This window comes from Metabacillus halosaccharovorans (assembly GCF_002019635.1).
GTDB classification, from domain to species: Bacteria; Bacillota; Bacilli; order Bacillales; family Bacillaceae; genus Metabacillus; species Metabacillus halosaccharovorans.
Window position 1 is genome coordinate 1271200 of sequence record NZ_KV917371.1, and the last position, 14685, is coordinate 1285884.

General features: G+C 38.5%; 13 protein-coding genes. 2 read left to right on the plus strand and 11 right to left on the minus strand.

Annotation, left to right across the window (positions count from 1 at the left end; genetic code table 11):
* Positions 1–443: 443 nt before the first annotated feature.
* The 8 genes from BK577_RS05875 to BK577_RS05910 form a co-directional block, all read right to left on the minus strand.
* Positions 444–905 (minus strand): SRPBCC family protein, encoded by a 462-nt coding sequence (locus tag BK577_RS05875; protein ID WP_078432073.1) that lies wholly within the window; start codon positions 903–905, stop codon positions 444–446.
* A gap of 41 nt (positions 906–946) precedes the next feature.
* Positions 947–3124, minus strand: coding sequence for a DNA topoisomerase III (locus BK577_RS05880; RefSeq protein WP_078432074.1), 2178 nt, complete (start codon positions 3122–3124; stop codon positions 947–949).
* Between the two features lie 181 nt (positions 3125–3305).
* Complete coding sequence (locus BK577_RS05885) at positions 3306–4148, minus strand: STAS domain-containing protein (RefSeq protein ID WP_078432075.1); 843 nt, start codon at positions 4146–4148, stop codon at positions 3306–3308.
* A 32-nt stretch (positions 4149–4180) separates the two neighbouring features.
* Entirely contained in the window at positions 4181–4813 is a 633-nt protein-coding gene (locus BK577_RS05890) for a response regulator transcription factor (RefSeq protein ID WP_078432076.1), read from the minus strand.
* Positions 4806–5852 carry a sensor histidine kinase gene (locus BK577_RS05895; RefSeq protein WP_078432077.1) on the minus strand — a complete coding sequence of 349 codons (1047 nt, stop codon included), beginning with the start codon at positions 5850–5852 and terminating at the stop codon, positions 4806–4808. The genes BK577_RS05890 and BK577_RS05895 overlap by 8 nt, the downstream gene beginning before the upstream one ends.
* Positions 5849–6583, minus strand: a complete 735-nt coding sequence (gene liaF / locus BK577_RS05900) for a cell wall-active antibiotics response protein LiaF (RefSeq protein WP_078432078.1) — start codon at positions 6581–6583, stop codon at positions 5849–5851. Before liaF ends, BK577_RS05895 begins: the two co-directional genes overlap by 4 nt.
* Positions 6584–6687: 104 nt before the next feature.
* Complete coding sequence (locus BK577_RS05905) at positions 6688–7335, minus strand: PspA/IM30 family protein (protein WP_078432079.1); 648 nt, start codon at positions 7333–7335, stop codon at positions 6688–6690.
* A gap of 201 nt (positions 7336–7536) precedes the next feature.
* The gene (locus tag BK577_RS05910) at positions 7537–7884 is read right to left on the minus strand and encodes a lmo0954 family membrane protein (RefSeq protein ID WP_078432080.1); all 348 of its coding nucleotides are present in this window, start codon (positions 7882–7884) and stop codon (positions 7537–7539) included.
* A 227-nt stretch (positions 7885–8111) separates the two neighbouring features.
* Here BK577_RS05910 and BK577_RS05915 point away from each other — a divergent pair, with 227 nt between their 5' ends.
* Both BK577_RS05915 and BK577_RS25910 read left to right on the plus strand, forming a co-directional pair.
* Positions 8112–9650 (plus strand): FAD-dependent oxidoreductase, encoded by a 1539-nt coding sequence (locus BK577_RS05915; protein ID WP_078432081.1) that lies wholly within the window; start codon positions 8112–8114, stop codon positions 9648–9650.
* A 141-nt stretch (positions 9651–9791) separates the two neighbouring features.
* Complete coding sequence (locus BK577_RS25910) at positions 9792–9941, plus strand: hypothetical protein (protein ID WP_169908122.1); 150 nt, start codon at positions 9792–9794, stop codon at positions 9939–9941.
* A 273-nt stretch (positions 9942–10214) separates the two neighbouring features.
* Here BK577_RS25910 and cobA read toward each other — a convergent pair whose 3' ends face one another.
* The 3 genes from cobA to nirB form a co-directional block, all read right to left on the minus strand.
* On the minus strand, positions 10215–11642 hold the full coding sequence (cobA, locus tag BK577_RS05920) for a uroporphyrinogen-III C-methyltransferase (RefSeq protein WP_078432082.1): 1428 nt from the start codon (positions 11640–11642) through the stop codon (positions 10215–10217).
* A 72-nt stretch (positions 11643–11714) separates the two neighbouring features.
* Positions 11715–12038 (minus strand): nitrite reductase small subunit NirD, encoded by a 324-nt coding sequence (gene nirD / locus BK577_RS05925; RefSeq protein ID WP_026563013.1) that lies wholly within the window; start codon positions 12036–12038, stop codon positions 11715–11717.
* A gap of 94 nt (positions 12039–12132) precedes the next feature.
* Positions 12133–14544 (minus strand): nitrite reductase large subunit NirB, encoded by a 2412-nt coding sequence (gene nirB / locus BK577_RS05930; RefSeq protein WP_078432083.1) that lies wholly within the window; start codon positions 14542–14544, stop codon positions 12133–12135.
* Positions 14545–14685 lie beyond the last annotated feature (141 nt).

Here is a 14685-nt window from a genome sequence, read left to right on the forward strand (position 1 = left end):
GATGATTAACCTATTAAAATGGCTCCTATATTTAAGATAGACCTCAATTTGTCACTTTCAAGCTACGCGGTGCACTCTATTTTGCAGGTTCACCTCGTTTTTTGCAACTTTGTCTGTTTTTTTGCAAGCCCACTGCTCTTTTTTGCAGCGTACGAGATTATTCTTGCAAATTTCCTGTTTTTTTTTGCAGACAGCAAATATGCGCTTATTTCAATGATGATTAACCTATTAAAATGGCTCCTATATTTAAGATAGACCTCAATTTGTCACTTTCAAGCTACGCGGTGCACTCTATTTTGCAGGTTCACCTCGTTTTTTGCAACTTTGTCTGTTTTTTTGCAAGCCCACTGCTCTTTTTTGCAGGGTAAGATATTATTCTTGCAGATTTCCCGTCTTTTTTGCAATTCAGCTTTTGGCTATATCCAGCCTAAAAAGGGCCGCATTCAGCGGCCCACTCTCTCTTCAGCAATCTTCTTAATATACCGATTTCTGTTAATTAAAAATTCTTTCATATACTGCTCTAAAAACAGTTGGTCAGCAAGTCTACCAATGATGCCGAAGGGGGAGGTGTAGTCAAAAGTGTCGAGCATCAGGGTTCCGTTTTCTTTTTCGATAAATTCGTGGACGTGGTAGAAGCGTTTAAAGGCTCCTTTTTCCATTTCGTCGACAAATCTCTTAGGGAAATCGAATTCGGTGATACGTACGGTTAGGTTTTGCTTGACCCCAAAGTGTACAGCTTCCCATGTGACGGTTTCGTTTAAACCGATAAGGCCGCTAGTGACCCCTCCGACGGCACATTCATTTGTTTGGCTTGTGGACTCTGTATGAATATCGATATCACGCGCAACGTCAAAGCAGATGTCGCGTGGTGCATAAATAAACATATCTGTTTTAATAATTGGCACGTTGGATCTTCCTTATCTTTTTCGTTTCACAATTGTGCAGGTTAATCTTTAAGGTTCAATTTTGCTAATGCATCTGCTAACGCATTATTTGAGAAGTTATCATCCTGCTTTTTCATATAGTTTGACACTTCACGTTTTGATACCTTACTATTTTGGTTCTTTTTTCGTCTTTCCTGGAAGGTAGACATTTTTTCGCGATGGCCGCATTTGCATACAAAGATTTGACCTTCTCCTTGACCTCGCAGCTCTAGTTTTTTATGACAGTTTGGGCAGCGGGCATTTGTGACCTTGGAAATTCCTTTTCTATATCCACATTCACGGTCCTGGCAAACATGCATTTTCCCTTTTTTCCCGTTGACTTCCAGCATCAGCTTGCCACATTCAGGGCATTTACTTCCTGTAAGGTTGTCGTGCTTAAATTTTTGTTCACTATTTTTTATTTCATTTACTACTTCTTTCGCATATTGCTTCATTTCATTTAAAAAGACTTGTTTTGGCAGAGCACCCTTAGAGATTTTCGTTAGCTTTTGCTCCCAATCTGCTGTAAGGACAGGTGATTTTAACTCTTCCGGAACCAGGTTTAATAGCTGTTTTCCTTTTGATGTGATAAAAATCTCTTTACCTTTTTTCTCTATAAGAAAACTGCTATAAAGCTTTTCAATAATATCTGCTCTTGTCGCAACGGTTCCAAGTCCGCCTGTTTCCCCGATTGTTTTAATTAAATCCTTGCTTTCTCCAGCCATATATTTCGAAGGATTTTCCATAGCAGATAATAGTGTTGCTTCATTAAATCTGGCAGGTGGTTTTGTTTCTCCTGTTGTCTTGGAGATTGATCTAATTGCTAATGTATCCCCTTCTGTTATAGCAGGGAGAGTTTGATCATCTTCACTGTCTTCGTCTACGTGGTCACTGTAAACATCTTTCCACCCTAAGGAGATAACTCGTTTTCCTTTCGCTGAAAATGACTCATCACCAATTTTAGCGGTAACAACCGTTTGTTCATATTGGTAAGCTGGCGAAAGAACGGCAACAAAACGTTTTACAACAAGGTCATAGATTTTGCGTTCTTTATCTGTTAATGCACTTAATGGTACAGATTCTTCTGTCGGAATGATCGCGTGGTGATCTGAAACCTTTGCATCATCTGCAAATGATTTATTCGCTTTAATAGGCTTGCTTAAAATTTTAGCAATAGCCGGAGCATATGGTTTAATTCGGCATGCTTCAAGACGATCCTTTAAGGTTGGTACGAGATCACTTGTGATATAGCGTGAATCTGTTCGCGGGTATGTTAACACTTTATGCTGTTCATAGAGTTTTTGCATGATGGAAAGTGTTTCTTTTGCTGAATAGCCAAAACGTTTATTTGCATCACGTTGCAGTTCAGTTAAATCGTAAAGTGCAGGTGAGTATGTCTTTTTGGGTGTAACCTTCACACTTACGATCTTCGCGTCTTTTCCATTTAAATGATGCAGCTTTTTATCAATGTTATCCATATCAAATGTTTTTGTATCATTTGACTTTTTATCCTGCCATGTAAATGATAGCCCCTTCTCTGTTACTGCTTTTATACCATAGTATTTTTTAGGCTTAAAGTTGCGGATTTCTTCTTCACGTAGAGCGATCATTGCAAGTGTTGGTGTTTGAACACGCCCTGAAGATAGCTGTGCATTGTATTTTGTTGTAAGCGCACGTGTTGCGTTTAAACCAACAATCCAGTCTGCTTCTGCTCTTGCAACTGCTGATGCATATAGATTTTCGTATTCTTTTCCGCTTCTAAGCTTCCGGAAGCCCTCTTTAATGGCTTTATCTGTAACAGATGAAATCCAAAGTCTTTTAATCGGCTTATTTACATGAGCCTTTTCCAGTATCCACCGAGCGACAAGCTCTCCTTCACGCCCTGCATCTGTTGCAATCACAATGTCCCGCACATCCTTGCGCAATAACTGTGATTTGACAGCTTGAAATTGCTTGCCTGTTTTCTTGATAACCACCAGCTTAAGTGGTGAAGGCAGCATCGGCAAATCTTCCAAGCGCCAAGATTTATATTGATCTCCATAGCTTTCAGGATCAGCCAATGTCACAAGGTGCCCAAGTGCCCATGTAACAATATACTGATCTCCTTCAAGAAAACCATTTCCCTTTTTATGACAATTTAACACTCTAGCCAAATCCCTTCCGACTGACGGCTTTTCAGCTAGAACGACTGTTTTACTCATAGAAACATCCTTTCACAACTACATTCTGATTTCTATTATAGATGAATTTGGGACAAAGGGACAGTTGTCCTCGTCTGCCACGAACCTGACTTTTATGAAGACTGGGTAACGAAAGTATGGGATATTGAAGAGTGGGCTTCTAACTAAAAATAAAAAACGCAGATCTTTTGATCTGCGTTTTTTATTTTTGTACATACAACTGATCCAAAGCATTTGCTAACGATGCAGTTGTTTTAATTTCTCCAAAATCAAGTCCAAGCTGAATTGCTGTTTGTGCAATTTCAGGTCTAATTCCGGATAAAATTGCTGTAATACCAAGTAATTTCAATGCTCTTATAAGACTAAATAACTCATGTGCAACCATTGTATCAATAATCACAACACCTGATAAATCAATACACAAATATTCAACATCCAACGCGGCACATTGCTTTAATGTATTTTCAATAATTAGTTTTGCTCTTGCTGTGTCAATATCTCCTATTAAAGGAAGCAGAGCTATTCTGTTTTGAAGGGAAATAACCGGTGCACTTAGTTCATTAATGACTTCTTTTTGTGCTGCAAGTTGCCTCATTGTATTCTTATGTGCTTCATCAATATAAATGTAAATGGATAAATGGCATATCTTTCTCACTTTTTCTAACCAAAGGAAAAGTCTATCAACATCGATTTTATCCATATTTTGTTTGTAGAATTCCTTAATATAGGATATATAAACTTCCTGTGTTCTACCAAACTCTCTTACAACATAATGAACAGGTGTATTTAAATGCTTCTGATCGCGTGCTAGTTCCTCTGACCATTTTGTAAACTCACTGAAAAACTTACCTTCTTCTTCTTTAAAAATTTTATGTAAATGTAGAAAATAATCTTGATTCTGTTCTTTTAATGCTTGTATTACCTTTGGGTCTTTTGATGAATAAACAGAATTTGGATCTTCATCTTCTACCAGTCTGTACCAATCTTCTGTCATTTGCCAGGAGTTTTTTACTAGATATTCGTATAGCTCTATATTTCTATGCATTGACTGTCTCTCTCCCTACATTTTTTTCTTTTCTATTTTACAAGTGAATGTTTGAAAGCATATATGACTGCTTGTGTTCTGTCTTGTACATCAAGCTTGCTTAATATATTACTAACATGTGTTTTAGCTGTTTTCAAGGCAATAAATAATTCATCGGCAATTTCCTGATTTGTTTTTCCCTCAGTCATGAGCATTAAGATTTCCATTTCTCTTGAGGTCAATTGATCGTGCAGATGAACCGTATCTTTTTGGCGCATTTTCATCATCATTTTCCCCGTTACTTCAGGCTCGAGTATGGACTGACCATGAAAGGTGGACCGAACTGCGTTAGCAATTTCACTCGCTTTTGATGTTTTTAACAGATAGCTTGTTGCGCCTGCCTCAAGAGCAGGATATACCTTTTCATCATCAAGAAAGCTTGTGACAATGATAATTTTTGCTTCCGGCCATGCATTCATAATTTCCTTTGTTGCTTCGATTCCATCCATTTCATTCATGACTAAATCCATTAAAATTACATCCGGACGAAGCTCCAGACATAGCTCCACACCTTTACGTCCATTATCTGCTTCCCCAATTACTTCGATATCCGGCTGTGCAGATAGATAGGATGAAACACCGATTCTCACCATTTCATGATCATCAACAAATACGACTTTAATCATTTTCTTCACCACACTCTTCTTCTAAAATTGGAACCTTTACTTCTAATCGTGTACCTTTATTTTTTAAGCTGACAATTTTCATTGTTCCGCCTATTTCCACTGCTCGCTCATACATATTTTGTAATCCATAAGAGCCGGATTTTCCATCTTCCTGATCAAATCCTATTCCATCATCTGTTACACGCATAATTACAAATTCATCACGTTTTATCAGCAAAACATCTAGTGAAGTTGCTTTAGCATGGCGCAAAGTATTGGAGACAGATTCTTGTAAGATCCGAAATAAATGGTCCTCTACCCCTTTGTCTAAAGGAATCGGTTCTACTTTCCATTTTATATTCATTGTGACCTTTTGCATTAGTTCTACTAAAAGCTCCTGAATTCCTTCTTGAAGGGACTTTCCTTTTAAAGCAACCGGGCGCAAATGGAGTAATAACGCTCTCATTTCAAGCTGTGATTGATGAATGGTTGCTTCAATCATTTTTAGTTGTTTTGTTTCCCAATCATCTGACAAAGGCTTTGACTCTGTAACAGCTGACATCATCATGGATGCAGCAAACAACTGCTGACTAACGGAATCATGCAGCTCTCTTGCCAGCCGGTTTCTTTCCTGGGAGACCATTTCCTGAACTCTTCTTTCATGGTCCTCTGCCTTTTCATTGGCAATCTTTTGTGATAGTTTTGTTTGCTCTAGCATTTGTTTTTGAATTTTTGTTAACTTTGTTTTCATTTCTTGGATATCCGGCAATGGGTGTTGTTCGGTTAGAATGGGTCTCCCCTTTGAAATCTCTTGAATATCCAAGTCAATCGAGCGTATATGTTTTTTCCAGCTAAATCCGGTAATAAACCCAAAGCATACACCCGCTAAAATACTCACACTCGGTACAATATAAATAAACGGTAAATCCATTACGTTACGGGTCCATAATTCTCCCCATTCATGTAAAGGGAAGGCCATAAAAAAGAGAAGAGAAAAGATAACAAATGTAATAAGCGTAAAAATGGCACTGCTAATAATTTGCCGCTGAAGCATACTCATACTCTTTTCACCTCAAGCTTTCCTGAAATAGCTGAAGTGAAGATCTTCACCTTTTGATCGGCTTCTTTATATTGTGCAGTCTCGTAAATGACCGTCTCATTGACCACCCGCTGTTCAGATTCTTGAAAAATGGTGATCGTCCCTGCCATTGTAGAATGATGGATATGAAGTTCCACCTCATACGGAATCAAAATTTGAACATTTCCCACTAAGCTACGAATGACAATAACAGCTTCTTCCTTCGGTAAAACAGTATCACTTAAATCAATGACCGTATTTCCTATTCCGACTTGGATATTTATATCATTCCATTCATATGCATGTTCAGGTGACTTTTGGCTGGAAAAAAATTTATTTTCAAAGATTTTTTTCCGTTGTATAAACTGACCGGTTTCAACGGTTTCTTGAGGCTCAATAATAACAGGTTTCACTTGCTTTGGATTTTTTTGTGTTTGAAAGAATTGGACTATAAAATAAATAAGCAGTACAAATAAAAAGTAGCGAAGAGTAATCATATTCAGCACGGTCATAACAAGCCAGATCCATCCACCCCAATACAAGAGCTTGCCTAGAAAACGAGGTCGCCATTTCCGCCCTAAATAAATACTGCCGATCGAGAGGAGAAAGGTAACAATTAAGCCACCGTTAAAAAATAATACCTCTAAAAGAAGGAGGAGAAATCCTATTAAGATGATCCAATTTAAATAGTCTGAATTTATATTTTTAAACACGCGGCATTCCTCCTTCCTGTTTATGAAGAGTTCCTTGAAGTTGAAGTTTATATCATATGAAATAAGGCGCAGAGATCTACGCCTTTTTAGAATACCATGTTGTCTTATGATATTGCATTTGTTTCTTCTGTTTTTAACTGTTTTTCTAATGTAGCAATTCGTGCATCGATTGTACTGCGGTGATAATCCTGATTCACTTTTTGCTCAAGGCGGTCAAGATAGCTTTCCATTTCCTCAAAACGAGTGAAGGCTTTTGTTGAAAAGCTTCCTTGATCTACTACTTTGTTCATACGGTGATGTGCACGTGCAATATTTTCTCTGCCCATCAATTCCATTCTTTTTATATGCATATCCTTTACTTTATGCTTCATTTCCTCATACTTTTGTTCAAGCTCTTCAAGCTGGCGAGTCGTTTGCTGACGTGACTCCTCCAAGCGTGCAACTCTTTCCTCATAATGAGATTGTTCTTTTAAAGCAAATTCATATAGCTCTGTTTCCCCAGCTTTAAGCGCAATCTCAGCCTGGCGTTGACGTTTCTCAGCTAAATGAACAGCTTCATTATACTCCCGGTTGAACTCATCTTTTAATAAATATTGTCTTTCAACAAGTTTGCGCACTTTTTCTGTTTCAGCTTCACACTGTCTTAAATAATGATTTAGAACTGCGATTGGATTTTTTTGTTCCTTTTGATCTAAAGCCTCATGTAAATCTGCTGCAATGGTTTCCTTTAGTCTTGTAAAAATATTTGCCATTATAAATCTCTCCTTTTTAATATGTTGTTGACGCTTAAAAAATTATAAAATTCTTGAACCATGGATAAGCACATGACATCCAGCTCCAGTGCCTAGCCCCTCGAGGTCATAAGCCCCAAATGAATTGAAGACAAAGAACGTCTTCTATTCATTTGCGTCTTATGCTTGTCGGGACTTTTCAAGGCGCTTCCGCTTTTATGCTTATAGATTTCCTTTTAAGTCATTCCATTCTTTTTCAAAGTTAGTGAATGGGTCAGTACTTTCTTTCACCTTTTTAGATGGTTTGTTCCAGTTTTTATACACTACGTATAAAACGTAGATCGCTACAAATCCTAAAATGGCTGGAAGATTTGAAGCTGAAGCAAACAGGGCAATAACTCCAACGATTGCACAAACGACTTTCGTAAACGTTGAATCAGTTTTCAAAAATCCTTTGTACGCATAGTACATGATGAGAAGACTTATCCCTAAAGCAATCATCGGGGCCAAATTTGAAAGCAGCACCATAACAGCCACCCCACCAAGCAATACATAACCAAACTTTTTCATCTTTTTTCCTCCTTTTCTTTTTCTAGCATAAGAGTTTATGTTCTTATGCTGTGCTCCGTTTCTATGTCTTTATCTTACCTACATTCCGAATTTCTCAAAACGAGCCACAGCTTTATTTTGATCTACGACTTGAGACGTAGTATTGATCAGACTCTCTTTGATTGCATGTTTGTTTTGACAGTAGTTGGGAAAAAATAAACTAAGAAATAAACATAGGAGGCCTTTCGATGACAGAAGAATTCCCACAAGGAAAGATGCCATATGAGCCAGAGCCATTTTGGAGAGAATCTACTCAGGTCCATTCTTTTTCTCCTTTGACCATTGATACGGAAGTTGATGTTGCAATCGTTGGAGGAGGTATCACAGGTATAACAACAGGCTATCTGCTTTCGAAGCAGGGCATGAAAGTCGCTATATTGGAAGCTGATCAAATTTTAAATGGTACAACCGGCCATACAACCGCAAAAATAACCGCCCAGCATGGATTAATTTATGATGAATTTATTCAGCATCTGGGGGAAGAAAAAGCTAAGCAGTATTACCAAGCGAATGCCGATGCACTTGATTTTATTCGAAAAACGGTTGGAGAGCTTCAAATAGAATGTGATTTAACCGAAGAAGATGCCTATATTTATGCCATCAGTGATCAATACGCGAAAAAAGTCATGAAAGAATATGAGGCTTATCAAAGACTTGGTATACATAGTGAATTTGTTGATCACATCCCTTTTTCTATTGATATAAAAGGGGCAGCAGTAATGAAAGCACAAAGTCAATTTCATCCTCTCAAATACTTAAAGGTACTTGTTGATGAAATTGTGAAAGCTGGTGGTGAAATCTATGAAAAAACAACGGCTACTGACATCGATGAAACAACACCAAAACCGATGGTCATTACCCGTGAAGGTCGCCGAGTAACTTGTAAATACGCGATTGCCTGTTCACACTTTCCTTTTTTTGATGGAAAAGGATTTTATTTTTCAAGATTACATGCAGAGCGTTCATATATACTAGGAATTACCGCAAAACAAGACTTCCCGGGTGGAATGTATTATAGTGCCGATTCACCAACACGTTCTTTACGATACACGCCTATGAACGGTGAAAAGCTCATATTAGTTAGTGGAGATGGGCATAAAACAGGGCAAGGAACTTCCACACACAAGCACTACAAAGCACTTGAGCAATTTGCCGAAGATGTATTAGGAATTGAAGAAATCAAATATAGATGGTCTGCACAGGATCTATACACATTAGATAAAGTTCCATATGTTGGGCCAATTACTTCCAACAAGCCTAACATCCTTGTCGCAACAGGTTACAGAAAATGGGGCATGACAAATGGTACAGCTGCAGCGCAACTCCTTGCAGATCTAGTTTTAGAAAAAGAAAATGCTTATCAGGAGCTCTATAGCCCTTCACGCTTTTACGCTGATCCTAGTATTAAAAAATTCCTTACGCAAAATCTCGATGTTGCAGGGCACTTAATTCAAGGGAAGATTGATATTGCAGATAAGCGCATTGAGGATATTAGATCTGATGAAGGCTCTGTTGTGGTGGTGAATGGCAAAAGAGCAGGTTGCTACAAAGACAAGGATGGAAATATTAACCTTGTTGACACAACATGCACACATATGGGCTGTGAAGTAGAGTGGAATAGCGGTGACCGTTCATGGGACTGTCCTTGTCATGGATCAAGATTTTCAGTGACAGGAGATGTACTGGAAGGTCCTGCGAAAAAACCGTTGAAAAAAGTGGATATGTAATTTGGAAAAGCCTGCTAGAAGAGTAAGATAGTGCAGTCCTTTATGTGAATTTTTAACAATGAAAAAATCTCTTCTCTCTTCATGTTCCTCCCCAATATGGATAAGCTAACATTAACACCATGAATAAGGAGATGACCCAGCATGAAGAGAGAACAAATGGAAAAAAAACAACCACAATCGTATAAAGGAAAAGTATATCAAAGAAAATCTGAAGCCCTTTCGGAATATAATATTGCACTCGCAGACCAACCGCTTCCACAACCTAAGGATTATGAAGAAATCGAATATTGACACCCTCTAAAAGGCCATGAAGGACAATTATATTCCTTATTCTGTGAGTTTTGTCCTTCATGTGCTTTATGAAGGATATTTCTGTCTTTGATTTGGATTGGCTTGTCTTTCATACACCTTATAATGGACATCTCTCCTTTTGGTCTGGACTATTTTGCCTTTCATATACCTCATGAAGGACGATTCCTCCTCTTAATTTAGCCTACTTCGTCTTTCAAAAAATACCAAAACAAAAAGCAGCCCAATAAATGGACTGCATGCCAATATGTTTTCTTATAAAGATTCTATTAGTACATCTTTCTCATGTTTTCCTACTGCAAAACCATATTTCTTCAATGCTTCACATGCTTCAGCCGTTTCGCATACAAACTCTACCGATTGATTGATTTCCTTTGGAGAAATTCCATATTGGTTGCCTTTTTCCATCAGCAGCTTGACTGCTTCACTAGAAGTAAACACAATTGTTGTAAGAGTTGCATCTTCTAATGACCGGTTTATAATGGTTTCGTATCTTTCATCAATGGTGGTCTCATATACGGATGCAAAATGAGCATTATTTAAACAAGAACCTATCTTTTCTTGTTCTTCGGATCCAACCGTCAACATGCGGCCTTGATGTGACAGTTTATCTACATGCTCAGCGTATAACCCTTTTTCTTCAAGGATAGTGATCGCTGAATGATTTTGGCAATAGAGCTCTGCCTGTATTTTACGTATATCCACTTTACTCTTTTTAAGTTGAGCAAAAAAGGCTTCTACACTCTCTTTTGATAAAAATAAAATCTGTTCATAAACTGAAAGTTGGTCCAATACAGCAGAATCAATTGCCTTTTCTTTGACGATCCAACGTGGAAACTCAATGACATCTGCTCCTTGTTCCATCCATTTACTTGCACGATTTTCTTCCTCGGCTTTCCCGCGAACATAGAGAACTTGTTTTCCAAATAATGGGCGGTTTTCAAACCATTTTACTTTATCCCTTGTTGACACAATATCGCCCACTAATGTAATGGCCGGATTTTCTATCTTTGCTTCGCGAACCTTCTCTACAATTGTAGAAAGCGTTCCGACTACACTTTGCTGGCGGCTCCAAGTTCCCCAGCGAATGATAATAACAGGTGTATCAGGAGACTTACCGAATTGAATAAGGTTTTCACAAATATGCTCTAAATTTGAAACGCCCATATAGAAAGCGATCGTCTGAACACCTCTTGCTAACCCTTCCCAATCAATGTCCGGTTTGCCATTTTTAGATTTATCATGGGCTGTAACGACAGCAAATGATCCTGCATAATCACGGTGTGTTACAGGAATGCCGGCATATAACGGGGCAGCTATACCTGATGTTATCCCTGGAACAATTTCAAATGGAATTTGGTGTAATGCGAGCTCCTCCGCTTCTTCACCAACTCTTCCGAAAACACTCGGGTCGCCACCTTTAAGTCTAACAACAGTATGACCTGCAATTGCCTTTCGAACTAATGTGGCATTGATTTCATTCTGTCTCATGAAATGGCGTGTTGGCAGCTTTCCACAATAGATCAGTTCACAATTTGGCGGAGCATCATCAAGTAGGGAAAAATTTACGAGTCGATCATAAAGGATGACATCTGCTTTTTTAATGGCTTCCCTTCCTTTTACGGTAATTAATTCGCGATCACCGGGTCCTGCTCCAACAAGATATACTTTTCCTACACTCATTCTCTAAGTCCTCCCTTAACGTTATTCACGATTTAAGTAAGGGAAGATTGTTCTCTTACTTTATTTATAATTTTAAACTAACAGAAATACCTCTCCGTCATCAATAACTGTTTCATATGTTTTGACACATCCAAAATCTGGTTCTTGTACTTTTCCATCTTCAAGGCAGATTTTCCAGTCATGCATTGGACAAAATACATGGTCTCCACTAACAATCCCTTCGCTTAGCACTCCACCTTTGTGAGGACATTTATTTTCCACAGCTTTTATATTGCCGTTTGAAAGTTTGAAAACTGCTACTTCCTTATCCTTTTCTAGTATAACCGTTTTTCCTACTCGTTCGGGCAAATCAATTAATGCTCCAACATATACCTTTGCTTTTGTTAACTCCTTCATATCTCTGTTCCTCCTTGACGGAATATTCCGATAGTTACAATCAAAATTGGGTTAGCTATTTTAACATAGCCATTAGGTTAATAGAAAATTAAACTTAAGACATCTCCACCGTCTCAAATAGTTCTTTTGTTGTTTTCTTATCTTCAATAATCTCTTTCCAAGGATCTTTATAAACAGATAAGGTTTCATCCATGCGGGCATTTAGTTCAATGCGTTTTTGTTTATCGTCCAATACAGATTGGACATGTGCTAAGCCGACGCGTTCGATCCATGCAGATGTACGTTCTAAGTAGGTAGCTGTTTCACGATAGTATTGCAGATAAGCACCTGTGATTTCCATCGCTTCGTCATCTGTTTTAACTTTGTATAGTAAATCTCCACCACGTACGTGTGTACCACCATTACCACCGACATAAAGCTCCCAGCCACCATCAATTCCGATAAAGCCAATATCCTTAAAGCCGGATTCTGCACAGCTTCTCGGGCAGGCGGAGACAGCCATTTTGACTTTATGAGGTGTTTGCAGACCTTCAAATTTCTTTTCAAGACGAATACCCAAGCCCATTGAATCCTGTGTACCGAAGCGACAGAATGTTTCACCAACACATGTTTTTACCGTTCGTAATGATTTTCCGTATGCATAACCCGAATTCATATCTAAATCCTGCCATACTCTCGGTAGATCATCCTTTTTCACTCCAAACAAGTCAATGCGCTGTCCACCCGTTACTTTTACTAGTGGAATTTCATACTTCTCTACAACATCAGCAATTCGACGCAATTCACTGGCATTCGTTACACCGCCATACATTCTCGGAACAACTGAGTAAGTTCCATCCTTTTGAATATTGGCATGCATTCTTTCATTAACAAAGCGGGATTCCCTTTCATCTTCATATCCAATTGGGTTAACCATTGCTAAGTAGTAGTTAAGAGCCGGACGACATTTTGAACATCCTTCTGATTCCCAGCCGAGTACATTCATAACTTCTTTGATATGCTTTAAGCCTTTGGCACGGATTTCTTCGACGACTTCATCACGGGATAATGTTGTACAGCTGCAGATTGCTTCTTTCTGAGAGGATGCATCAAAATCAGAGCCAAGTGTAAATTGAAGAACATCGGCAACTAATGGCTTACAACCTCCACAGGAACGGGAAGCACTTGTGCAACCCTTAATTGCATCAACTGTAGTACAGCCCTGTTCTTTGATCGCTTGAACGATCGTTCCTTTAGATACCCCGTTACACCCGCAAATTATTTCATCATCAGGCATTGATGCAACTAAGCTTTCACCTGCTTCTTCTCCAATTGGCTGAAGAATGGTGATTTTTTCTGTATCTGAAATGTCTGCTTCCTTCTTAATCATGGAGAATAGGCGGCTTCCCTCTTTACTATCACCGAATAAAACAGCCCCGACAATCTTATTTCCTCTTAATACAATCTTTTTGTAGATTCCATCTTGTTCATCAAAGATCTTCAGAGACTTTTTGTCGTCTCCTTCCATAAAGTCACCGGCTGAAAATACTTCTACTCCAGATACCTTTAATTGAGTTGATAAAACAGAGCCTTTATACCCGTCAGTTGCCTTTCCGCAAATATGCTTAGCTAACACCATTCCTTGTTCATATAGAGGTGCTACCAAACCGTATGGAATTCCGTTATGTTCCGCACATTCCCCAACAGCGTACACATTTGGGATATTTGTTTGTAAAAAGTCATTTACAATAATCCCTCTGTTTACATCAAGGCCGCTTTCAACAGCTAATGAAATATTCGGCTTAATTCCTACTGCCATCACGACCAGGTCTGCTTCAAGTTGACTTCCGTCTTTAAACTTCAATCCTTCTACACGATCTTCTCCGTATATCTCGGCAGTACTTGCTTCTAATAAGAATTTCATACCTTGTTTTTCCAGTTCATTTTGAAGAAGCTTACCTGCTGTTTCATCTAACTGACGCTCCATTAAAGTTGGGGCAATATGGATAACCGAAACATCCATTCCTAAGTTTAGAAGACCGCGTGCCGCTTCTAATCCAAGTAATCCGCCACCAATAACCGCTGCTTTTTTGTACTTTTTTGAAGCATCAAGCATGATATCTGTATCTTTTATATCACGAAAAGCAGTAACGCCTTCCTTATCTGCACCGGGCAGAGGCAGGATGAATGGAACAGAACCTGTTGCAATGATTACTTCATCATAAGGTACGATTCTTCCCTTATCCGAACGAACAACCTTCATATCTGAATCAATTTTTGTGACAGTCTCGCCTGTAAACAGGGTAATATTGTTTTCCTCATACCAGTTCCAATCATTCAGGGTGATGTCTTTTACCTCTGTATCACCTTGCAGAACTTTTGATAAAAGAATTCTATTGTAATTTGGATGTGGTTCCGTCCCAAAAATGGTAATATCGAAAGCATCCTTTGAGATTTTTAAAATTTCTTCAACAGCTCTTACTCCGGCCATACCGTTTCCTATTAATACAAGCTTCTTTTTATTCAAGAAAATTGCCTCCCCTTGGAAAGTTTCTTTCACTATATCACGGTTAAATGAAATATTTTATATACATGTTAGGTTTTCTAACAAAGTTTATCAAGAATATTCACACGATACGGAAAGCGCAAGCGCCTTGATCAGCCCCGA